The organism is Chitinibacter sp. ZOR0017 (genome assembly GCF_000799095.1).
Taxonomy (GTDB): Bacteria; Pseudomonadota; Gammaproteobacteria; order Burkholderiales; family Chitinibacteraceae; genus Chitinibacter; species Chitinibacter tainanensis.
Genome location: NZ_JTLG01000021.1, coordinates 262,512 through 285,907, shown reverse-complemented (window position 1 = coordinate 285,907; position 23,396 = coordinate 262,512). Strand labels below are relative to the sequence as shown.

General features: G+C 57.1%; 16 protein-coding genes. 13 read left to right on the top strand and 3 right to left on the bottom strand.

Going from position 1 to position 23,396, the window contains the following annotated elements:
* Positions 1–77: 77 nt before the first annotated feature.
* Positions 78–1,706 carry a methyl-accepting chemotaxis protein gene (locus tag L991_RS08295; RefSeq protein ID WP_047393942.1) on the top strand — a complete coding sequence of 543 codons (1,629 nt, stop codon included), beginning with the start codon at positions 78–80 and terminating at the stop codon, positions 1,704–1,706.
* Positions 1,707–1,767: 61 nt separating this feature from the next.
* Here the strand turns inward: L991_RS08295 and L991_RS08290 are convergent, their stop codons facing one another.
* A complete protein-coding gene (locus L991_RS08290) occupies positions 1,768–2,757 on the bottom strand; it encodes a rhodanese-related sulfurtransferase (protein WP_047394271.1) in 990 nt (329 codons plus the stop codon).
* Positions 2,758–3,140: 383 nt separating this feature from the next.
* Here L991_RS08290 and L991_RS08285 point away from each other — a divergent pair, with 383 nt between their 5' ends.
* From L991_RS08285 to L991_RS08260, 6 genes are all read left to right on the top strand, one after another.
* Positions 3,141–5,453, top strand: coding sequence for a PAS domain S-box protein (locus L991_RS08285; RefSeq protein WP_047393939.1), 2,313 nt, complete (start codon positions 3,141–3,143; stop codon positions 5,451–5,453).
* Positions 5,454–5,456: 3 nt separating this feature from the next.
* Positions 5,457–6,083, top strand: a complete 627-nt coding sequence (locus L991_RS08280; protein WP_028448854.1) for a response regulator transcription factor — start codon at positions 5,457–5,459, stop codon at positions 6,081–6,083.
* Positions 6,084–6,366: 283 nt separating this feature from the next.
* On the top strand, positions 6,367–7,611 hold the full coding sequence (locus tag L991_RS08275; RefSeq protein ID WP_047393936.1) for an ABC transporter substrate-binding protein: 1,245 nt from the start codon (positions 6,367–6,369) through the stop codon (positions 7,609–7,611).
* A gap of 112 nt (positions 7,612–7,723) precedes the next feature.
* Positions 7,724–8,617 carry a carbohydrate ABC transporter permease gene (locus L991_RS08270; RefSeq protein WP_047393933.1) on the top strand — a complete coding sequence of 298 codons (894 nt, stop codon included), beginning with the start codon at positions 7,724–7,726 and terminating at the stop codon, positions 8,615–8,617.
* Positions 8,610–9,464 (top strand): carbohydrate ABC transporter permease, encoded by an 855-nt coding sequence (locus L991_RS08265; protein ID WP_028448857.1) that lies wholly within the window; start codon positions 8,610–8,612, stop codon positions 9,462–9,464. Before L991_RS08270 ends, L991_RS08265 begins: the two co-directional genes overlap by 8 nt.
* An 85-nt stretch (positions 9,465–9,549) precedes the next feature.
* A complete protein-coding gene (locus L991_RS08260; RefSeq protein WP_047393930.1) occupies positions 9,550–10,638 on the top strand; it encodes an ABC transporter ATP-binding protein in 1,089 nt (362 codons plus the stop codon).
* Between the two features lie 78 nt (positions 10,639–10,716).
* On the opposite strand, the gene L991_RS08255 is transcribed toward L991_RS08260, so the two are convergent.
* Complete coding sequence (locus L991_RS08255; RefSeq protein WP_081986588.1) at positions 10,717–11,529, bottom strand: pseudouridine synthase; 813 nt, start codon at positions 11,527–11,529, stop codon at positions 10,717–10,719.
* Positions 11,530–11,652: 123 nt separating this feature from the next.
* On the opposite strand from L991_RS08255, the gene L991_RS08250 reads away from it, so the two are divergent.
* Positions 11,653–12,120, top strand: coding sequence for a hypothetical protein (locus L991_RS08250; protein ID WP_156129028.1), 468 nt, complete (start codon positions 11,653–11,655; stop codon positions 12,118–12,120).
* Positions 12,121–12,189: 69 nt separating this feature from the next.
* Here L991_RS08250 and glnE read toward each other — a convergent pair whose 3' ends face one another.
* Positions 12,190–14,919, bottom strand: a complete 2,730-nt coding sequence (gene glnE / locus L991_RS08245; protein ID WP_081986587.1) for a bifunctional [glutamate--ammonia ligase]-adenylyl-L-tyrosine phosphorylase/[glutamate--ammonia-ligase] adenylyltransferase — start codon at positions 14,917–14,919, stop codon at positions 12,190–12,192.
* Between the two features lie 103 nt (positions 14,920–15,022).
* Here glnE and L991_RS08240 point away from each other — a divergent pair, with 103 nt between their 5' ends.
* The 5 genes from L991_RS08240 to L991_RS08220 all read left to right on the top strand — a co-directional run bounded on the left by L991_RS08240 (position 15,023) and on the right by L991_RS08220 (position 23,393).
* A complete protein-coding gene (locus tag L991_RS08240; RefSeq protein ID WP_081986586.1) occupies positions 15,023–18,958 on the top strand; it encodes a YhdP family protein in 3,936 nt (1,311 codons plus the stop codon).
* A 30-nt stretch (positions 18,959–18,988) separates the two neighbouring features.
* Positions 18,989–19,813: a carbon-nitrogen hydrolase family protein gene (locus tag L991_RS08235; RefSeq protein WP_047393921.1), complete on the top strand. Its 825-nt coding sequence runs from the start codon at positions 18,989–18,991 to the stop codon at positions 19,811–19,813.
* 55 nt (positions 19,814–19,868) lie between these two features.
* Entirely contained in the window at positions 19,869–21,341 is a 1,473-nt protein-coding gene (tldD, locus tag L991_RS08230) for a metalloprotease TldD (RefSeq protein ID WP_374749641.1), read from the top strand.
* On the top strand, positions 21,341–21,784 hold the full coding sequence (locus L991_RS16510; RefSeq protein WP_051258683.1) for a GNAT family N-acetyltransferase: 444 nt from the start codon (positions 21,341–21,343) through the stop codon (positions 21,782–21,784). The genes tldD and L991_RS16510 overlap by 1 nt, the downstream gene beginning before the upstream one ends.
* 82 nt (positions 21,785–21,866) lie before the next feature.
* Positions 21,867–23,393, top strand: a complete 1,527-nt coding sequence (locus tag L991_RS08220; RefSeq protein WP_034618669.1) for an HD domain-containing phosphohydrolase — start codon at positions 21,867–21,869, stop codon at positions 23,391–23,393.
* The last annotated feature ends 3 nt before the right edge of the window (positions 23,394–23,396 follow it).

The following is a 23,396-nucleotide window of genomic DNA, read 5'->3' as shown; positions in this document are numbered from 1 at the left end:
TGGCCTAAGCTAATTTCTTGCCGGAAGCTGAAGATATTGTTTACAACACAAGTATTGTTGCGTTGCGGAGAAGCGGGATGACGATCAAACAAAAGCTGCTGGTGCTCAGCGCTGGGCTCTTGGTGTTAATGGCGCTGATGGGCACCCTGGCGCTGCAGGGGCTGGAGAAAACCAATACGGCCTTTGCCACAACGTATCACAACCGCGTGATGCCTTTATCCCAACTCAAAATCGTGGCTGACCAATACGCCGTTGATATTGTCGATACTACGCATAAAGCCAATCATCAAACCATCAACCCTGACGAAGCCCTCAAGCGCATCGGTGCGGCGCAAGCCAAGATTCAGCAGCAATGGCAATCGTATAGCGCCACCGAGATGACCGGCGATGAAACCGAGCTGGTGAAAAAAACCGTCACCGCGATGCAGACGGCGGATCGTGAAATCGATCGGCTGGAGCAGATTTTAAGTCGCAAAGACGCCGTCGCGCTGGATCAGTTTGCGCGCCAAAGTCTGTACCCGGCGATTGATCCGGTCTCCGGGCAGATTTCGCAGCTGGTGGATTTACAGCTGACCGAGGCGAAAAACAACTTCGAGCTAGCGCAGCGCAACTACGCCACCACGCGTAACCTCACGGTGGGTTTTATTGTGGCGGCGCTGTTATTTGGCGCGCTGTTTGCGGCCTGGGTGATCAGCGGCATGACCCGCAAAATAAATGCCCTGCGCGATCGCCTGAATGAAGCCACCGAGCGGCAGGATCTCACCCTGCGCGCAATGGTCAGCGGCGCCGATGAAATCGATACCATCGCCACCGCCTACAATCAGCTGGCTAGTAAAATGCAATCGCTGGTCGGCAATGTGGCCAAAGCGATTGATACCGTCACTCGCGAAACCGAAAATCTTGCCAATAGCAGCGGGCAGGTGACCAAAGCCACGCAGATGGGCGCTGAATCAACCAGCGCGATGGCGGCGGCGGTCGAGCAGATGACGGTGGCCATCGGGCAGGTGGCCGATCATGCTGACGATGCGCGCGCCATGGGCCAGCATACCTTGCGCTCGGCTAGCGCCGGCAGCACGCAAATCCAGCAAACGGTCACCGAAATCATCAGTATTGATCAGGAAGTGGCGCAAGCGGCGGATAAAGTTGCGCTGCTGGGCGCTGATGCGGACAAGATCAGCAGTGTGGTCAGTGTGATTAAAGAAGTGGCCGAGCAAACCAATCTGCTGGCCCTGAATGCCGCGATTGAAGCCGCGCGCGCCGGTGAGCAGGGGCGTGGCTTTGCGGTGGTGGCCGATGAAGTGCGCAAACTGGCCGAGCGCACTGCGGCGGCTACGATTGATATTCAGCAAATGGTGAGCCGTATCGACAGCACCAGCAAAGAGGCGGTGAGCACGATTACCGCCACCGCCCAGCGCGCCCACGATTGCGCCGAGATTGCCGGCCAGGCCGGCTCGGCCATTGCGGCGATTCACGATGATGTGGTGCGCGAAGATGGCGCGATTCGCAATATTGCCGAAGCTTTGACCGAGCAGAAAACCAGCACCCAGCTGATCGCGCAACAGGTTGAAAAAGTGGCGCAAATGACGGATGAAAACACCGCCGCCGTGGCCAGCATGAGCGAATCGGCCAGCATGCTGGGTGAAATGACGCAAAAGCTGCGGGTGGAAGTAAATTTCTTTCGCTATCAGGGCGGGGTTTTGAGTTAAGCCCCAGCCAAGCAGCAATAAAAAACCGCAGCCTGGCTGCGGTTTTTTATTGGGCTTAAGCTTATTCTTTGTGCTGTTTGGCGCGGTCGGCGGCTTTTTTGCGCTCTTTGGCTTCGCGATGCGCCTGCGCGGTCAGCTGGGCATCATTGCCGATATGCGCTTCGCCACGGGCTTGCGCTAGCTGCATTTGTTTGTGGCGCTCGCGGAAACGCTGTTGCTGGGCAGGGGTATGCTTGCCAAAGCAATGTGGGCAGCAGGCCCCAGGGATATACTGCTCGCTGGCCAGCTCTTCGTTGGAGAGCGGCATACGGCAGGCGTGGCATTGGGCGTAGCTGCCTTTTTGCAGTTGATGATTCACCGCTACGCGGTCATCAAACACAAAACACTCGCCTTCCCACATCGTTTGCTCGGCGGGGACTTCTTCGAGATATTTCAAAATCCCGCCTTCCAGGTGATACACCTCGTCAAAGCCTTGCTCTTTCAGGTAGGCGGTGGATTTTTCGCAGCGGATACCACCGGTGCAGAACATCGCGACTTTTTTATGCTTGGCCGGGTCGAGCTGGCTTTGCACATAGTCGGGGAACTCGCGGAAAGTCTCGGTTTTGGGGTTGATTGCGCCTTTGAACGTACCGATTTGCACTTCGTAATCATTGCGAGTGTCGATCAGCAGTACTTCAGGGTCGCTAATCAGCGCATTCCAGTCTTTGGGTTTTACATAAGTGCCCACCACTTTGCGCGGGTCGATCCCTTCCACCCCCATGGTGACGATTTCTTTTTTCAGCTTCACCTTGGTGCGCTGGAATGGCATCGCATCGTGATAGGAAAGTTTGTAGCCAATCGACTCCAGCCCCAGCTGGCGATCCAGCCAGGCCAGTAGCGCCTCGATGCCCGCTTGCGTGCCAGCGACCGTGCCATTAATGCCTTCGCTGGCCAGCAGCAAGGTGCCGCGAATTCCCAGCTGCAGCATTTCATCCAGCAAAGGCTGGCGCAGTGCGGCAAAGCCGGGCAGGGCAACAAATTTATACATGGCACAGACAACAACTTGCGACATCAAGCAGTACTCCCAGGTCGGGCCAAAGCGGCCAAACCGTATGAATTCAAAACAGGCCGCCATTATACGGACTTCTGGCCGCTTGGCGAGTCTGATCTGAATGCAAAAAGACCTTGTTTTAACAGTGGTTTTGCCAATTTTCAGGCGAGAGGGTACTAACTTCATCCGCTATTGCGGCAACTCTGTTGCCCACGTGCGACAAGCCGCCTGCCGCCCCGCGTGCGCCATGAAGCAGCCAACCCCGGCTTGTAAGCCACGGCGTGGCTGAAATGTCGGCCCCGTAGCGCCTTGCTGGCATCTGGCGGCTGCGGGTATTAAGGTATGGCTATGTTTTCTTTTTGCCGCTTATCCTGCGCCAAATGTCCGCCCCGAAACGATTATTAATGGCTGTGTTGCAGCGCTGGCATCGCCACTGGCCGTGGTGGCTGGCGTATGCACTGGTGTTTTTGCTGCTGGGTGTGTTGGCGTTTTACGTGGTGCAAAACCGCCAAACCGAGCAAAACCGCCGCGAAGCCGCTTATGCCCAAGATCTGCTCTGGCAAGAGCAAGAGCTGCGCGTGCGTCTGCAAAGCAATCAGAATGCGCTGGAAAGCCTTGCGTATTCGCTCGCTTCCGATTCGATTGATCTGGAAGACTTTCGCGTGCGCAGCGAAGCGATTATGAAAAATAATCCGGAAATCCTCGCCATGGAATGGGTGGATGCGCAGGGGCGCTATATCGGCGGGATGCCGATTTACAGCCGCCGCCCGGATGTACTACCGGCCTGGAGCGATGCCAAATTTCGCGAAGCCTTTGATGGTGTGGCCACGCTGGGGTATCCGCTGTTTACCAATGTGATTCAGCGCGAAGAGCCGCTGATGCAGCAGATCGTGCCTATTTTCCGCTTTGCCAGCTTTGATGGCGCACTGGTGATGACGTATAGCCTGGAGCGAATGTTGCAGCAGCGCATTCCCTGGTGGCTGGTGCAGCGCTATGAATTGCAGCTGGTCGATTCGCAAAATCGCGTGTTGGCGCCCAGCGAATTTCACCGCAAGCTCGAAGGCCCGGAAGTGCGCGAGATGGCCTTTGGCAATCTCGGCTCAGGCGTGCGCCTGATCGCCAAACCGCTGTACCCGCCTCCTAGCCTGGATAACTGGGGCTGGCTGGTGCTGGTGGCGCTGTTGCTGGCTTTGCTGGTGTGGGCGCTGCATTTGCTGCGTTTGCGCATGCGCGATCGGCAGCTGGCCGAACTGGCGTTGCAGGATGAAATCTCCTTTCGCTCGGCAATGGAAGACTCGCTGGTGACGGGCTTGCGGGCCATGGATAAATCCGGGCGGATTTTATATGCCAACCTGGCTTTTTCACGCATGGTGGGCTGGAGTGTGGACGAGCTACAAGGGCAGAAGTCGCCGTTCCCGTTTTGGGCGCCCGAAGCGCTGGCCCAGTGCGATGCCGCACATCGGGCGATATTGGCGGGGCAAAGCCCGGCCAATGGCTTTGAGCTGCGCTATATGCGCAAAAATGGCGAGCGCTTTGATGTGCGGCTGTATTCCTCCCGCTTGATTGACGGCAAGGGCGAGCAGCGCGGCTGGATGGCGTCGATTAATGATATTACCGAGCTCAAGCGGGATCGCGAAGCCTTGCGCCAATCGCGCCAGCAACTGCGCACGGTGCTAGAAAGCTTGCCGGTGGCGGTGTGTGTCAGCGAGCTTGAGAGTGGCGAAGTGCTGTATCGCAATCGCGGGCATCAAAATTGTTTTGCGATTGAACATTTGCTGCAACAAGATAATGGCGCGCAGTTTTGCTGGGCGGTGTGGCCACGGGTACAGGGGTATTGCCCTACCGAGCATGATATTGAAGAGCTGGATGTGCATACTGGTCGGGTGTATCAGATTGCACGGCGGGAAGTGGATTGGCTGGGGGGCCGCCGCGCCATGCTGGAAATCTGCACCGACATCACCGCGCGCAAAGAAGCCGAAGACGCCGCCCGCGAGCAAAATGAGCGGATGCAACACACGGCGCGGCTGGTGAATATGGGCGAGCTGGCGTCCAGCCTCGCGCATGAGCTCAATCAGCCGCTGGCCGCGATTTCCAGCTACAGCGCCGCCTGCGAAACGATGCTGTATAAGCCCGAGCCACCGATAGGCAAAGTGCAGGAAACCTTGGTCAAAATGACCGAGCAAGCGCGTCGGGCGGGGCAGATTATCCGCGGGATTCGCCAGCTCGTTACCAAACGCAAATCCGAGCCACAACCTTGCCAGCTGACCGAGCTGGTGGATGTGGTGTTGCCGCTCTTGGCGCCGCTGACCCAGCAATTGAAATCTAGGCTGGAGGTAGAGTTACCGCAGCCGTGCCCGCTGGTGCTGGGCGATCCGGTCATGCTGGAACAGGTGATTCTCAATCTACTGAAAAACGGCCTGGAAGCCATGCAGGACACCCCGGTCAGCGAGCGGCTCTTGCGCCTGCAGGCCACGGTGCGGGATGAATTATTAGAAGTGCGGGTGATCGACCGCGGCTGCGGGATTGCCGATATGAATCAGCTGTTTCAGCCTTTTTACACCACCAAGCGCGAAGGCATGGGCATGGGGCTGAACATTTGCCGCTCGGTGATCGAGCAACACAAAGGCCATTTATGGGCCGAAGCTAATCCGGCGGGCGGTACGCAAATGTGCTTTCGCCTGCCTACAATCAAACCAACCGACCTAACGCTGGAGTAAAGCATGGCCGCTATCCCGATGATCGCGATTATTGATGACGATGAAGCCGTACGCGATTCTTTAAGCTTGTTACTGGAAACCGAAGGCTGGACGGCGCTGAATTACCCGTCGGCCGAAGATTTTCTCGATGAAGGCGACGCCAGCCGTTTTGCCTGTCTGATTGTCGATGTACGCATGGATGGCATGAGTGGCCTGGAGTTGTTTACCGAGCTGAAACAAGGCAACTATCTGCCGCCGGTGATTTTCCTGACCGGCCACGGCGATATCCCGATGGCGGTGGCTGCACTCAAAGATGGTGCGACCGATTTTCTACAAAAGCCCTGCGATCAGCGTGAGCTTTTGGAGCGGGTGCGCAACTGTGTAGAGCAAGATACGCTGCGCCGCGGCGCGCAAGCGCATCAGCAGAAGGTGAGCGAATTGGTGGCTGAGCTCACGCCGCGCGAGCGCGATGTACTGAAAGAAATCATGCTGGGTAAGCTCAATAAACAGATCGCCGATCGCCTCGATATCAGCACCAAAACTGTTGAGGTGCATCGGGCGCGGATTTTTATCAAGATGAAAGTGCATTCGGCCATGGAGCTGGCAGCCATGCTGAAAGAAATCCCGCTGGATGATCTGTTGACCCAATAATGGGGTATGGCTGGCTAAGCTTATCCATGTAATGCGTGTAGGAAGATACCCTTAAAAAGCCCGCTACTTTAGCGGGCTTTTTCATCTTAAATCAAAGCTCTAGCACCGCTGCGGCGTCAGTTTCGGGTGCTAGGTATTCAGCTTGGCATCAGGTGGATACCTTAGGGCGTCAGCCTGACGGTAAATTACCTGATTTCTTACGGGATGTAGTCTGCGTATTCTGGCTACAACCGGGCAGGAAACAAGCTCGGCATACACACATAACCTGATTGGAGATTCGAAGATGCGCAACCTGAAATGGGGTATCGTAGCCGCCAGCCTGAGCGTGGCCTTTGCCGCCCAAGCCGCGGAAGTGGAAGTACTGCACTACTGGACTTCTGGCGGTGAAGCGAAAGCCGCAGCCGAGTTGAAAAAAATGATGGAAGGCAAAGGCAATAAATGGAAAGACTTTGCCGTGGCCGGTGGTGGTGGTGAAAACGCCATGACCGCGCTGAAAACCCGTGTGGTGTCGGGCAACCCGCCAGCTGCCGCCCAGATCAAAGGCCCATCTATCCAAGAATGGGGTGATGAAGGCGTACTGGCTTCGATTGATAGCGTGGCCAAAAAAGAAGGCTGGGATAAAGTCCTGCCACCCGTCGTGTCCAATGTTATGAAATACAAAGGTCAGTATGTTGCGGCCCCAGTGAATGTGCACCGCGTGAACTGGCTGTGGGTGAACCCTGAGCTTTTGAAAAAAGCCAATGCCAAAGTGCCAACCACTTGGGATGAATTCTTCGTCACCGCAGCCGCGCTGCAAAAAGCCGGCATCCAGCCATTGGCCTATGGTGGCCAACCTTGGCAAGACAGCACCGTATTTGAATCTGTTGCCCTTGGTGTAGGTGGTGTTGATTTCTACAAGAAAGCCTTTGTCCAGCTGGACCCAGCCACGCTGTCTGGCCCAACCATGGTGAAAGTGCTGGAAACCTACAAAAAACTCAAACCATTCACCGATAAAAACGCAGCCGGCCGCGAGTGGAATCTGGCCACCAGCATGGTGATCAATGGCAAAGCCGCCATGCAGTTTATGGGTGACTGGGCCAAAGGCGAATTCCTTGCTGCGGGCAAAGTACCTGGTAAAGACTTCCTGTGTGTGGCCGCTCCTGGTACCGCGAATGCCTTCACCTTCAATATTGACAGCTTCGCGATGTTCAAGCTGAAAAACAAAGATGCGGAAAAAGGCCAGCAAGATTTGGCCTCAACACTGATGAGCCCCGCCTTCCAGGAAATCTTTAACTTGAACAAAGGCTCGATCCCAGCGCGCACCGATGCGCCAATGGCCAAGTTTGACGAATGTGGCCAAAAATCAGCGACTGACTTTAAAGCTTCGGCTGGTAAAGGCTCGCTGGTGCCATCATGGGCACACGGCATGGCGATGAAATCGGCTACGCAGGGCGCGGTGTATGACGCAGTAACCCAGTTCTGGAATAACGACGGCATGAGTGCAAAAGACGCCGCCGCCAAACTGGCCCAAGCTGCGAAAACCAAATAAGCCTTAGCTTTTAGTTGTTTGTTCTGACACCTGTCGGTCGCTGTCCTTAGGCAGCGACCGCCGGGCCCGCCTGAGCCGGCGTTCTGTCCGGCTGCTCTTTGAGGAGTTCCCTATGGCTACGCCAAATGCTCATTACGGCTTTGCCGAGCGCTGGCTACCGCGTCTGGTGCTTGCACCGTCGTTCTTCCTCACGCTGGTGTTCCTGTATGGCTTCATCGCGTGGAATGGTTATCTGTCGTTTACTGAATCGCGCTTGCTTCCCAACTACGAGTGGGCAGGCCTCGTGCAATACCAAGCCTTGTTTGATAACGAGCGCTGGTGGGTGGCCGTGCGCAATCTGGGCATTTTTGCCGTGCTGTTTATCGGTGGCGCGATGGCCATCGGGATTACGCTGGCGATTTTGCTCGATCAGAAAGTCCGCGGCGAAGGTGCTATCCGTACCATTTACCTTTACCCCATGGCACTGTCATTTGTGGTGACAGGCACCGCCTGGAAATGGATGCTCAATCCCGGCTTGGGCCTTGAAAAACTGATGCACGATTGGGGCTTTACCAGCTTTACCTTTGATTGGCTGGTGAATTCGGATATGTCGATCTACACCGTGGTGATCGCCGGTTTGTGGCAATCGTCCGGTTTTGTAATGGCGCTGTTTCTGGCTGGCCTGCGTGGCGTGGATGATTCGATCATCAAAGCGGCGCAAATCGATGGCGCCAGCCTTCCGCGCATTTACTGGAAGATCATTCTGCCGGCCCTGCGCCCGGTGGTGTTCTCGACGCTCATGATCTTGTCGCACATTGCCATCAAGAGTTTTGACCTAGTGATGGCTTTGACGGGTGGTGGCCCTGGCTTTTCTTCCGATCTACCCGCGACATTTATGTATTCAATGGCCTTTACCCGTGGGCAGACCGGTCTGGGCGCCGCCAGCGCGATGATGATGCTGGCGACCGTAGCCGCGATTGTGGTGCCATACCTGTACTCTGAATTAAGGAAAGATCAACATGGCTGAGACTCGATTCTGGCGCGCCGCGCTGTACGCAGCCCTGGTATTTGCCGCCCTGTATTACCTGTTGCCGCTGTATGTGATGCTGACAACCTCGGTGAAATCCATCGAGGAAATCCGCGCCGGCAATCTCTTATCACTGCCGGCCGGCATTACCTTTGACGCCTGGAGCAAGGCCTGGAGTACTGCATGTACCGGCGTGAGCTGTAATGGGCTATCGGGCTACTTCTGGAATTCGGTGCAGATGGTGATTCCGGCGGTGGCGATCTCCACCATGCTGGGGGCGATTAATGGCTATGTGCTGTCCAAATGGCGTTTCCGCGGTTCGGAAGTGGTGTTTGCCCTGATTCTGTTTGGTGTGTTTATGCCGTTTCAGGTCTTGCTGCTGCCCATGGCGCAAACCTTGGGGCTGTTCGGGTTGGCCAATACCACGGCTGGGCTCGTGTTTGTGCATGTGGTGTGCGGTACGGCCTCAACGACTCTGTTTTTCCGCAACTACTACGTGGGCATTCCGGATGAGCTGATCAAAGCGGCGCGCTTAGATGGTGCCGGTTTCTGGCGGATTTTCTGGCGGATTATCCTGCCGATGAGTACGCCGATCATTATGGTGACCTTGATCTGGCAATTTACTCAGATCTGGAATGACTTCCTGTTTGGCGTGGTGTTTGCCTCGGGTGATGCACAACCAATCACCGTGGGGCTGAACAATCTGGCCAATACCTCCACCAGTGTGAAGGAATACAACGTCGATATGGCCGCCGCGCTCATTGCCGCGCTGCCAACGATTGTGGTGTATGTGCTGGCAGGTAAGTATTTCGTGCGCGGTCTGACTGCAGGTGCGGTAAAAGGCTAGGGTATCTGGCTATAAACCTTAATAAATATTGAGTTTAGCCAGATACACCAAGGGTGTATCTGTGCAAGCAGATGGAGAAACAATTATGGGCGCTTTAGCCATCAAGAATGTCACCAAAAGTTTTGGTGATACCCACATCCTGAAAGGGATCAATATCGATATCGAAGCGGGCGAATTTCTGATTCTGGTTGGCCCTTCGGGTTGCGGAAAATCGACGCTGATGAATATCATCGCCGGCCTGGAAAGCCCGACCAGTGGTGAGGTTTGTATCGCTGATCGTGTGGTTAATGAAGTCGCGCCCAAAGATCGCGATATCGCCATGGTGTTCCAAAGCTATGCGCTGTATCCCACCATGAATGTGCGGCAAAACATCGCCTTCGGTATGGAAACGCGCGGTGTGCCAAAGGCCGAGCAAAACGAGGTGATTGCCCGCGTAGCTAAAATGCTGCAAATCGATCATCTGCTCGATCGCAAGCCCTCGGCCTTGTCAGGCGGGCAGCGGCAGCGGGTGGCAATGGGCCGCGCGCTAGCGCGTAACCCGAAGTTGTTTTTGTTTGATGAGCCGCTTTCAAATCTGGATGCCAAGCTGCGGGTCGAAATGCGGGTGGAAATCAAGCAACTGCATCAGCGGCTCAAAACCACCATTGTGTATGTGACACACGATCAGATCGAAGCGATGACGCTGGGTGACAAAATTGCGGTGATGAAAGACGGTGTGATTCAGCAGTTTGGCAGCCCCGAGGATATTTACGAGCGCCCCGCCAATCTGTTTGTGGCCGGCTTTATTGGTTCACCCTCAATGAACTTCCTGCCTTGCCATCTTGTGGAGCAAAACGGCCAGGTGGGTGTGACCTTGCAAGGTGTTGAGGCCCCCAAATTCATCGCTCTGCAAGATCGAGCCGGGCTGAAAGAGCGGGTTGGGCAGAAGGTGATTCTGGGGGTGCGACCCGAGCAATGGGACGTAGAAAACACCCCGGATGCACTGGTCTGCAAAGTAAAAATCACGGAGCCGACTGGGCCGGATACGATGATTTATAGCGAGGTCAACGGGGTGGAGATGATCGCCCGCGTACACCCACGTGCCGCTAGCGGCCCGGGCACAACACTGCCGCTGGTGCTGGATGTAAAAAAAGCGGTCTTGTTCGATCCTGAAACCGAACTGCGTATTGCCTAGTTAATTTGCCTGAGCGGGTAGCCCGTGCTGCCTGCTCATCATCCTTGGGCCCGTGCTTGCACGGGCTTTTTTTATGGCTTAGACGTAGATGCGCTGGTTACGGGGGGCACTGGCTTGGGCGGGGAGAAACCCAATCCCCTGCTGCTTCAGCAGTGAGAGGAGATCAGGCTGCAGTGGCAGCGCTGCCAGCTGCGCCAGAACATGACTAAAATCCGCTGCGAGCGGGCAGTGAATCGCCAAGGCTTGCCCGCTGCGCGGATGAGTGAAAGCCAGCCCGGTGCAAGCCAGCAGCAGCCGATCGACTTCAAATGCCTCGGCAAAAGCCCGATTGTGACGGCCTTTACCATATGTACTATCGCCAATCATGGGGTGCTGTAAGTGCTTCATATGGCGGCGTAGCTGATGTTTCCGCCCGGTATGGGGCTGCAAGGCCACGAGGGCATAGCGGCTGCTGGGGTATTTATCCACCGCCCAGGGCAGCTCGAATTGTGCCAAGGTTTGAAACGCCGTTTGGGCTGCTTGCGGGGCTTTGCTGGCACCCGCTGCGAGCTCAGGGGGCAGCTCATCGGCGCGAATACTCAGTGGATGATCAATTTCGCCACTGGCCGGTGGCCAGCCACGGACTACGGCAAGGTAAGATTTTTGCACCTGCCGCGTGGCAAAGGCCTCCCCCATCCGTCGTGCCATTTCCGGATTGAGCGCAAACAGTAGCGCGCCTGAAGTGGCTTTATCCAAGCGATGGACAGGATACACATGCTGGCCCAGCTGATTGCGCAATTGCTGCAGGGCGAATTCGGTCTCGTGATAATCCAGCTCTGAGCGGTGCACCAGCAAATTACTGGGTTTGTGAATGGCGATCAGCTCGGGATCACGATACAAAATGTCTAGCATGTGGCAGAAACGACCGGCGGTAGATTAAAAGAACTGAAAGGTCAGTGTTAATTCAGTAAAAAATGGTATGCTCAATTTGTTGAGATTTGTTGGTTTTATGCATGCTTTCTGTGAAAACCGAAGTTGTCTATAAATGTGGTCACGATTTTTTCGGCGCCGGATGCTCAAGAAGGTAAGGAGCATCTCATCGAATTGATCGAGAGTGCGCAAGATTTTATCTGCCCTTGCTGCTGTCGGGAAGAATTCCGCGTGCTAGAGCAAAAAACCGCGGCTTATGCCAACTTGCAGCAGATGTCGCCCACCATGTCGGCCTTTGTGATTGAGGTCGTGCACGCTTTAAGCCCGCTGAGCGAGATCTTGGCGCGTTGCGATTACAGCCAGCGGGCGCCTTCTCTGGATGAAACCACACCCGGCGGCGAGTTTTTTGAGCTGAGTAATGCTGTGTGGCGTAAGGAATTCTGGTTCGCCAATGACATCGATCCACGCCACGTGGTGCTGCTGATGGATCACGTTAAGCAGGAAACCGACTGGTTAGCGACTTATATGCCAAGCGGTAAAGCGGCTGTGCATTTTGGCGAGTTTGCCAAATAAACGCTTTTCAATTGAGATCAAAAATAAAAAACGGCGCGAGTAGCGCCGTTTTTTATTACCTTGGCCACCTCAGCCTTCTAGCGGTTGGCCAAACAAATACTGCCAAAGCGTGCGAACCGCGCTCATGGGCTCGGCCAAAGCCGCGATGCGCTGCGCTGGCAGCTCGGTGCCGTTCAGGCGGTGCTGATGCTGTAAACGGCGTAATTCCCGGTAGGCCACTTGCGCGGCCGCAGCTGGCTCGGCGGGGAGTAAGCCGTGGCTGGCAGCTACCTGCAGCAAGGCGATATTGCCGCTATTGGCCAGCAAAGCCGGCTGGCGGTGGGCATAGGCCAGAATCAGGTATTGCACGATGAACTCCACATCCACAATGCCGCCGCGTAAATGCTTCACATCCTGCCCCTTGGCGGGGTGGGTTTCCAGCATTTTGCCGCGCATGCCCACCACTTCCTGTTGCAAAGCGGCAAGATCTCGGCTTTGCCCCAAGATGGCTTGCCGGATGGCTTCGAAAGCGTCGCCAATCGCCGTGGCGCCGGCGCTAAAGCGGGCGCGTGTTAAGGCTTGATGCTCCCACACCCAGGCCGATTGCCGCTGATAATCGGCAAAAGCGGCCACGGTGGACACTAGCAAGCCAGACGTGCCGTTGGGGCGCAGGCGCAAGTCAATGTCGTACAGCATGCCGGCGGAGGTGAGGGTGCTGAGCCAATTGACAATCCGTTTGGCCAGCCGCGCGTAGATTTCGGCGGCGGAAGGATGCTCGTCGTCGTACAAAAAAACCACATCCAGATCCGATGCATAGCCCAATTCTTTGCCGCCTAATTTACCGTAGCCAATGATGGCAAAGCTTGGGGCTGCTTGGTGTTTATTCGGCAGGTCACGCCAGGCCTCTTCCAGCGTCACGGCCAGAATTAAATCTGCCAGATCGGATAAATGATCGGAGAGTTTTTCCAGTGGCAACAGGCCGGCCAAATCTTGGCACACCAGCCGGAAAATCTGCGTGTGCTGAAAATGCCGCAGCGCATCCATGCGGGCTTCGGTGTCGTCGCTCAGGTCTTGCATCTCACGGCGCAGTTGCTGGCCTAGCGCCGGCCAATCGGGAGCTTGCTCGAGTAAACGAGCGTCTAATAGCTCATCCAGCAGTAGCGGGTGACGGGTGAGGTAGCCGGATACCCACGGGCTGGCGCTGTACAGATCCACCAAGCGTTTGAGCGCTTGCGGGTGCTCGGCCAGTAGCGCCAGATAGGATTCACGCCGGCTGACCGCCTCCAGTAAATCCAGTACCCGCATCACGGTGGCATCGGGATTGCTGCACGCGGCGGCCGTGGTGATTAAGGCTGGCAAAATGGCTTCCAGACGGCGGCGGCTTCGTTCTGGCATTTGCCGATATTTGCCACTCTCTTGCATGGCGCTCAGCCGGCGCTGTAGCTCGGCAGCTTGCTGATAGCCTAATTGCGTATAGCGGGGGGTATTGTCATCAGCAAAAGCATCAATTGCATCGCTAGAGCGATCCCCCTCGGGGGTATCGGTATCACTGGCCTGAAAAATCGCCCCGAAATGCTGGCTAACAATCGCCCGATGAGCATCGAGGGCAGATTTAAAGCTGCCCCAGTCGGCAAAGCCCATGCTGCTGGCGAGGCGGGCTTGATCTTCGGCTGTGGTGGGGAGCATCTGGGTTTGTGCGTCATCCAGATACATAATGCGATGCTCAACATCGCGCAAAAACACATACGCCGCTTGCAGGGCTTGCTCGACTTCCTGCGGTAAATGGTGCTGTTCTTGCAGCGCGCGCAAAATGCCTTGGGCGGCGCGAGAGCGCAAAGTCTTATTACGCCCCCCCCGTATTAGCTGGAACACCTGACCAATAAACTCGATTTCGCGGATACCCCCGGGGCCGAGTTTCACATTATCTAGGCGGTCTTTGCGCTCAACCTCGCGGCGGATCTGGCTATGCAGCTCGCGCATTGATTGGTAAGCACCGTAATCAAGGTATTTGCGATACACAAATGGCGTCACCAGCTGCATCAGTCCTTCGGCGTCGCCGGTGAGGGCGCGGCCTTTGATCCAGGCGTAGCGCTCCCACTCGCGGCCTTGGGTGAGCAGATAGTTTTCCAGCGCGGCAAAGCTGCTCACTAGCGGCCCGGAATCGCCAAACGGGCGCAAGCGCATATCCACCCTAAACACAAAGCCATTAGCGTCCTGCTCGCCAATCAGTTTGATAATCCGTTTGCCCAGCCCGACAAAATACTCGTGATTGCTAATCTGCCGCGGGCCACTGGTTTCGCCATCTTCCGGGTAGATGAAAATCAGGTCGATATCCGAGGATACATTCAGCTCGCGCCCGCCGAGCTTGCCCATGCCCACTACGATCAGTTCCTGCACCGTGCCGGTCTCTTCGCCGATCGGCTGGCCATAGCGCTCGCTTGGCTGGCTGACCCAACTGACTGCGGTTTCGACGGCCGCTTCGGCCAAGTCGCTGACCGTGTGCATCGCCTCGGTGAGATCGGATAACTGATTGAGTTCACGCACAATTAGCCGCGCCATCACCGCCTGACGCAAGCGGCGCAATATCAGGCCTAGTGATTCATCGCTATCCCACTGCTGGCAGGCAAGCCAAGCCTGCATCGCCGCCCGATCAAATGGCGCTGCGTGCTCTGTGATGAGTGGGGCAAGCTGCTCGGGGTGGCAATTCAGTAGCCGTTGCAAATAGCGGCTATGCGCCAATGGGCGCTCCAACAGCGGATGCGCTAGCGTGGGTGTTTCAGATTCGGCAGCAAAGACAGCTTCAGTGGCGGGTTCAGTCATCGGGGCACCGGTTTTCAGGTTAAAATGGCAGGCCTTTTTATTTCTCCCATTACCGTATCACAGCCGGCTGTGGCGCGGGTACGGTGTCCGCTGCGGATTCAGGATGTCCATGGTTTTTTTGACCCGGCTCAAAACGCTGGGGGCCCGCTTTTCTGCCTGGCATCTGCGCTGGCTAAAACGCTGTTTGCTCAGCGCGCTGCTCTTGCTCGCGCTGCTGGCGCTAGGCTGGCAAACCTGGCTGATCCCACGGCTGAATAGTTATAAACCCTGGCTGGAAACCCGCCTGAGTCAAAGTACCGGCTTGCCGATCCAGATTGGCCGCTTAAGCGGTGGCTGGCAAGGGATACGCCCGCAGCTCACGCTGGAGTCTTTTACCGCCCGCAATAGCCGCGGCGAGGTGGCGCTGGAGTTTGCCCGTATGCAGGGCGCCTTATCATGGTGGCGGCTGGCCTTGGGGCAATTGCATTTCAGCTCGCTCACTTTGCTCTCACCTGATTTGGTGATCACCCGGCTGGCCAATGGGCAGTGGCAGATTGGTGGCATTACCTTGCCGCAAAATCATAGCGATACGGGCGACCATCAATTACTGAATTGGCTGATTGCGCAGGGCGAGGTGGAAATCCGGCAGGGGCGCTTGCAGCTGCGCGATGCGCGTGGGCTGTGGCCGGCATTACACACCCGCGATCTGCAGCTCACCATGCACAACTGGTTTGGTCGTCATCGCTGGTTGCTACGCTTGCGCCCCGAGCAACTGCTGGATACCCCGCTGGAATTGCAAGCACGCCTCAATGGCGATGACGTGGGTGATCTGGCCGATTGGTCTGGCACCGTGGCCTTAAATCTCCCCAAGGCTGATCTGGCTCGCCTGGCCCCTTGGTTGGCGCCTCTGAGCCCACAGGCGCAATTTGCCAGTGGCAAAGGCGCGCTGAAGCTGGAATTTGAACTGGATGAAGGTGCTTTGGCCGGGCTGGATGCTGACCTGCAGTTGAGTGACTGGCAAATCCGTTTTGCACATTGGCCCACCTTTAGCTTGCCGCAATTTGCCGGGCAATTTAGCTGGCAGCAGCAAGGTGCAAAGCAAAGCTTTACTCTGCGTGGCCAACGAATTGTGGGCACAAGTGGCGTGTTATGTCATGGCTGTCAGTTAAACTGGCAGCGTGATGCCGATGGCCAGAGTTTACGCGCGAGCGCATGGCAATTGGCCGGCTTGAATGCCTATGCAGCTTATCTGCCGGCGCAGCTGGCGAGCTGGCGCAATGCCAAACTGGGGGGCGAGCTGAGCCAGCTGCAACTAGCCTGGCCCGGGCATTGGCCATGGCGCGCTGGCGCGCCGCTACCGAGCTGGCGCAGCCTGCAGGGTGAGCTTGCGGCCAGCAATCTCAGCGCCAGCCAGTTGCCGGGCGCATTGGCCTGGCAAAACCTCAATCTAGATGCCGAATTCAAGCCTGATAGTGGCCGCCTCAAACTGGGTGGGGATGGCGTGCAAATCAGCTATCCCGCCGAGTTTAGCGAAGGGTTGCAATTTGATCGCTTGGCCAGCGAGTGGCAGTGGCAACGCGCAGGCCAGGGCTGGCAGCTGCAATTGCAGGGGCTGAAAGCCAGCAATCGCGATCTGGCGCTGGATACCAAAGCCAGCTATCGCTGGCCGGGGCAAGGGCTTGGGCAGGTGGATCTGCAAGCCACGATAGCGCGACTGGCTGCCAATCGGGTGCATGCCTACTTGCCGCGGGAGATCGGCGATGATGTGCTGCACTGGCTGAAAGATTCGCTTAAGGGTGGTGAGGCGCGCAATGCGCAGTTTGTCTGGCGCGGCGAAGTGGCTGATTTTCCGTATCCTGCCAACACGCCGGCGGCCCAGCGTGGTCTGTTTCGGGTGCTGACCGATGCGCGTGATGTCACGCTCAATTATGGGGCAGACTGGCCGGATATCACCGGTATCCAGGGCCAGGTGGAAATTCAGGGCACCGCGCTTCAAGTGCGGGCGCAGCAGGGCAACATCACTGGCACCCAGTTGCACGAGGTGAAGGTCGATATTCCGCAGCTGGATCACGACCCGCATGTGCTGGTCACCGGCAAGGTGAGCGGTAAAACGGCCGATTATCTTGAGTTTGTGGCCAAAAGCCCGGTACGGCAGGCCATGAATGGCTTTCTGGATCGCCTGCAGGCGCAAGGCCATGGTGAGCTGAGCTTGCGGCTGGATATTCCGGTGGAGAATATCGATGGTACTCAGGTCGATGGGCAATACCGCTTTGCTGGCAACCGGCTGGATTTCGGCGCCGGCATTCCGGTGCTCGAGCAGGCGCGCGGCGAAGTGCACTTTACCGAGCATGAATTAAAAGTATTGCCATCCAGCGCGCGGGCGCTGGGTGGGCAGGTGCAATTGAGCGGCGCGAATGCCAGCAATGGTGATCTGCAGCTGCAGCTTAAAGGCGACGCCGATGTGCAACGTGCGATGCAGGAATACGCGCCAGCACTGGCGACGGGCTTAAAAGGCATGGTGCCGTTTCAGGCCCAACTGGCCGTCAGCCCTGCGCATTTCGAGCTGAATTTGAATTCCGATCTAGCCGGCGCAGCCATCAGCCTGCCTGCGCCGCTCACCAAACCCCAAGGCCAGCGGCGGCCGTTTAAACTACGGCTGGCCGATCAGCAGGGCCAATCGCGGCTGGAATTTAGCTACGATCAGGCGCTGAATGCGGCGCTGCTCATTGGCGACGAAGCCAGCCAGCTGCGCGGGCAGCTGAATTTAGGCCATGCTCGAAGCCCAGCGGCCAAGGCGCAGCTGACTGAGCAGGCCAAAGGCATCCAGATTGCCGGCAGCTGGCCCAATTTCTCGGCCGAGCATTGGTTGGCGCTGGCCGGCGTGAGTGAGGGCCCTAGCTCGGGTGCGAGTAATTTGCCGCCGATCTTGCTGCAAAATGTGGGGTTTGATGAGCTGGATATCTGGGGCCAGCGTCTCACCGATGTGCGCCTGAACGCGCTGTTGCAGCCCAAAGCCGTGCAAGCCCATCTGCAAAGCCAGCAAATGAGCGGTGAGGTGAACTGGCAACTAGCGCAACATTTGGTGCAGGCCAAGCTCAGTAAACTCTGGCTGCCACTCAAAACCGTACCGACTGCCGAGCGGCTGCGCCCCGCCGCGCTCACGGTGGCGCCGGCGGTGGAAGAAAGTCTATTGCCCACCTGGCAGCGCTTTCCAGCTTTGCAGCTCACTGCGAGTGATTTTCGCGTGAATGGCGTTGAATTTGGTGCGCTCAAAATCAATAGCAAACCGCAAGCCAATGGCATTGATTTTAATGAGCTGAGCCTGCGCAATGCTGATGGCGAAGTGCAGCTCTCTGGCGCGTGGTTGCAGCAAGGCAGCGTGGAGAAAACCCAGGCCAGCCTGCGGATCGAATCGGAAAACACCGGCAAATTACTCAAGCGCCTGGGCTATCCCGAGGCACTGAAAGATGCGCCGCTGCAATTGCAGGGTGAAGGGCAATGGCAGGGCGCACCGTGGGCGCCCCGCTGGAGTAGTGTGAATGGCAAGCTGGCGCTCAATGTCGGCGCAGGGCAGTTTTTGAAATTAGACCCCGGCGTGGGGCGCTTTTTATCGGTGCTCAGCCTGCAGGCCTTGCCGCGCCGGCTGAAACTCGACTTTAGTGATGTGTTTAGTAATGGCTTAGAGTTTGATCGCATTCGCGGCGATGCACTGATCGAGCAAGGCGTAGCGCGCACCAATAATCTGCATATCGACAGCCCGGCGGCCAAAATTCGCTTTACTGGCGATGCCAATTTTATCGCCAATACCCAGAATTTACGGGTGCGGATTGTGCCGAGTATCAGTGGCGCGGTCGCGTTGGGGGTGACGGTGGTGAACCCGCTGGCGGGTCTGGCGACGTTGGCGGTGCAATCGGCCTTGGATAATCCGCTGGGCGAACTGGTGGCATATGAATTTCAGATCGAAGGCAGTATGAGCGAGCCGAAAATTCGCAAGGTTGGCGTACAGCCGGCCAAGCCCAAAGATATTGCCTCGGGTATCTTGCACAAAGCATTAGATTAATTGGTGTATCAAGCAATACGGAGTAGGGGTATGCAAAGCTGCCGATTTGCCAGTATTCAGATGATCTCCGGCCCGGATGTCGCGGCCAATCTCGCTCGGGCGGGCGCGTTGATCGCTCAGGCGGCGCAGGCCGGCGCGCAATGTGTGGCCCTGCCGGAATATTTCGCCATCATGGGCGAGCGTGACACCGACAAGTTGGCCGTGCAGGAAGACTACCAGCCACAGCCCTTGGTGCACGGCAGCGGCCCGATTCAGCAATTTCTGGCCCGCATGGCTCAGCAGTACGGCATTTGGCTGGTGGGCGGTACGGTGCCGCTGCGCAGCGAGGAGCCCGCGCGGGTGATGAATAGCTGTCTGGTGTACAACCCGGCGGGTGAATGCGTGGCGCGCTACGACAAAATTCACCTGTTTGGTTTTCAAAATGGCAGCGAATGTTTCCAGGAGGCCGACACCATTCGCCCTGGCGAGAGCGTGGTGACTGTGCCCACACCCTTTGGCCGTCTCGGACTGGCGGTGTGTTATGACCTGCGTTTTCCCGAGCTATTTCGCCAGGCCGGTGAGGTGGATATCTGGGTGGTGCCGGCGGCTTTTACCGCCACCACGGGTCGTGCGCACTGGGAAATCCTGCTGCGGGCGCGGGCGATTGAAAACCAGTGTTTTGTCGTGGCCAGCGGTCAGGGCGGCACTCACCCCAGCGGGCGCAGCACGTTTGGCCACAGCATGTTGATCGACCCGTGGGGCACGGTGCTGGATGTCTTGCCCACGGGCGAAGGGGTGGTGCTGGCCGAATTGAAAGCCAGCCAGGCCGCCCGGGTACGGACAATTTTGCCGGCCCTGCGCCATCGTGTGCTTTAATGTTCACTTTGCGCCGCGCCGGATCGGCACGCGCTAAAACTAACTGTTGTAAAGGATGACCATGCCTGCTTCGTTTGATGCCGCCCACCTCGACCCGTTTGCCCTTGCCGAGCGCCAGCTGCTGGCCCCGGCTGCGCTGGATGAAGCTGCTTTGCAGCAGGTGTTGGGGCAAATCATGCAACACGAGGTGGATTACGCCGATTTGTATTTCCAATACAGCCGCTCCGAAGCCTGGAGCCTGGATGAAGGGATTGTGAAATCCGGCAGCTTTAATATTGATCAGGGCGTGGGCGTGCGGGCCGTCAGTGGCGAAAAAACCGCGTTTGCCTATTCCGATGACATCAGCCTGCCGGCGCTCACTCAGTCTGCGCTGGCCACGCGGGCGATTGGCCGGCAAGGTGGGCAGGGTATTGCCGCACAGCCCTATCAGCAAAAAGGCTTGCAGCTCTATACCCCTAGAGATCCGCTCGCTAGCTTGGATGAAGTCGCCAAAGTCGCCCTGCTGGAGAAAGTGGAGCAAATCGCACGCAGCCTCGATCCACGGGTGGTGCAGGTGATGGCGAGCCTGGCGAGTGAATTCGAAGTGATTTATGTCGCGCGGCATGATGGGCATCGCGCGGCCGACGTACGCCCGTTGTGTCGCTTGTCGATCAATGTGATTGTGGAACACAACGGCCAGCGTGAGCAGGGCAGCGCGGGCGGCGGCGGGCGGTTTGATTACGCCTATTTCACCGATGCCGTGCTGCTGGATTACGCCAAAAAAGCCGTCGATCAGGCCGTACTCAATCTTGATGCCCGCCCGGCGCCTGCCGGCGAAATGACCGTGGTGCTGGGCAATGGCTGGCCAGGTATTTTGCTGCATGAAGCGATTGGCCACGGGCTGGAAGGCGACTTTAACCGTAAAGGCAGCTCGGCCTTTGCCGGCCGGATTGGTCAGCGCGTGGCGGCGCCGGGCGTGACAGTGGTGGACGATGGCACATTGGCAGATCGCCGTGGCTCGCTGAATATCGACGATGAAGGCAATCCAACCCAGCGCACGGTGCTGATCGAAGATGGCATCTTGCAAGGGTATATTCAAGACAGCCTGAATGCCCGGCTGATGAATACCGCCATTACCGGCAATGGCCGGCGCGAAAGCTACGCCCATCTGCCGATGCCGCGCATGACCAATACCCTGATGACCAATGGTGAGTGTGAGCCGGCTGAGATTATCGCCTCGATGGAGCGCGGGCTATATGCGGTGAATTTTGGCGGCGGCCAGGTGGATATCACCAGCGGCAAATTTGTATTCTCGGCGGCCGAAGCCTGGTATGTAGAAAACGGCCAGCTGCTGTATCCGGTCAAAGGTGCCACTCTGATCGGTAACGGCCCGGATGTCCTTACACGCGTGTCGATGATCGGCAACGATATGGCGCTGGATCCGGGCGTCGGCACCTGCGGGAAAGACGGCCAGAGCGTACCGGTGGGCGTGGGCCAACCGACGCTGCGCATCGATGGCGGGCTGACTGTCGGTGGGACTGCCGGCTAATGGCGCTGACAGTCCGCCCGATTCAGGCTGATGAATACGACACCGCCGCCACGGTGGCCTGGGCCTCGTTTCAGCATTTGGCGGTGCAATACCAGAGCGCGCAAGGCGCTGCGGCTATTGCGGCCATTTGCAGCGCCCCGGAAATCCGCGCCCGCGATGCGGCCGGCGCCGCCACCTGGGTGGCCTTGGTGCAGGATACGATCATCGGCCTGATTCAAGTGCGGGGTGATGGGCATATCACCTTGCTGTTTGTGTTGCCCGAGTTGCAAAGCCGCGGGGTGGGGCGCGCGCTGATTCGCGCCGCCGACGCGGTGTGCCCCTTGCGCAGTGTAAATGCCAGCCCTAATAGCGTGATGGCCTATATGCGCTATGGCTTTATGCCAATCGCCGCCCAGCAAACCAGCGAGAACGGCATCAGCTATCAGCCCATGCAGCGCAGCTAGCGCGCCTTTGGCCGCCACTGCATGGCTTTTTGCGCGTAGGCGACTATGCTGAAGTGTTAGAAAACTTCATATACAGCGCGCAATGGACTTCCTGCTGGACGACGCCCCACGACAAGGGGAAGAAAAACTCCCCCCTTGGAAAGTGGCCGTCATCGACGATGAACGCGATATTTTCGAAGTGACCCGGCTCTCTCTGGCGCGGGTGAAGGTCGATGGCCGCCCGCTGGAGTTGCTGTACGCCGATAGCGGAATCAGCGGCTATGAGCTACTGAGCCAGCATCCGGATGTGGCGGTGGCGTTTATCGATGTGGTGATGGAGTCGCCCGAGGCCGGCTTGCTGCTGGTGGAGAAAATCCGCTCGGAAATGAATAACCGCTCCTTGCGGATTATCCTGCGCACCGGCCAGCCCAATCAGCACCCGGAAGAAGTCGTGATTCAGGAATATGACATCAACGACTACAAAGCCAAAACCGAGCTCACCAATATCAAGCTCAAAACCTGTATCTATGCGGCGATCCGCTCTTATCGCGACATCATCACCATCAGCAATACCCAGCAAGGGATGGAAAAAGTCATTTCCTCCTCACAAGCCGTATTACGCAGCCGCACCTTGCATCAGTTTGGCTCGGCCGTACTGCAGCAATTACTGGATCTACTGAATATTCAAACCAGCGAAGTGTATCTGGTCTCGCAATCGACTGATTTATATGGCGATAAGGTCAATACGGTGCTGGCCGCCACGGGTGAAAATATCCATATCGCCGACGATCTCAATGGCCCCTCGCTACCCGATCATGTGCGCGAGCTGGTCAATTTTATGTGTGATGGCGGCCAGAATCAGCTACCGGATTATGCGTTTCTGGCCAATTTTGAAGTCGGCACCGATGCTACCAATGTGCTGTATGCCAGCCTTTGCCAGCCGCTGGATGAATTGCAGCAACGCTTGCTGCAAATGTTTGCCAGCAATGTGGCGCTGATTTTCGAATCGCTCTACACCAAAGAAAATATCCAGGAAACGCAAAAAGAGTTGTTGCTAGTCATCGGCGATGCGATTGAACAGCGCTCGAAAGAAACCGGCATGCATGTGCGGCGCGTGGCGCTGATGTGTGAGCTCTTGGCGCATAAACTCGATATGCCGCAAGACTACTGCGAAACCATCCGCTATGCCTCGCCGCTACACGATATTGGCAAAATCGCGATCCCGGAAACCATCTTGCATAAACACGGCAAGCTCGATGCGCAGGAATGGGAAATCATGAAAACCCATGCTGATCACGGCTATCAGCTATTGAAAAACACCAAGCGGGTGATTGCCAAAATGGGGGCGATCATTGCCCGCGATCACCACGAAAAATGGGATGGTAGCGGTTACCCACGCGGCCTGGCTGGCGCGGCGATTCCGCTAGAGGCGCGCATTATGGCGGTGGTTGATGTGATTGATGCGCTGGCCTCGCGCCGCTCTTACAAAGAGCCGTGGCCGGATGCAGACATTATTGCGCTACTGCAAGCCGAACGCGGCAAGCATTTTGATCCGCATTTAGTGGATGTGGCGCTGGCCGCCTATCCCGAGTTTGTGGCGATTCGCCAGCAACTGCCCGACCCGGAGTAAAGC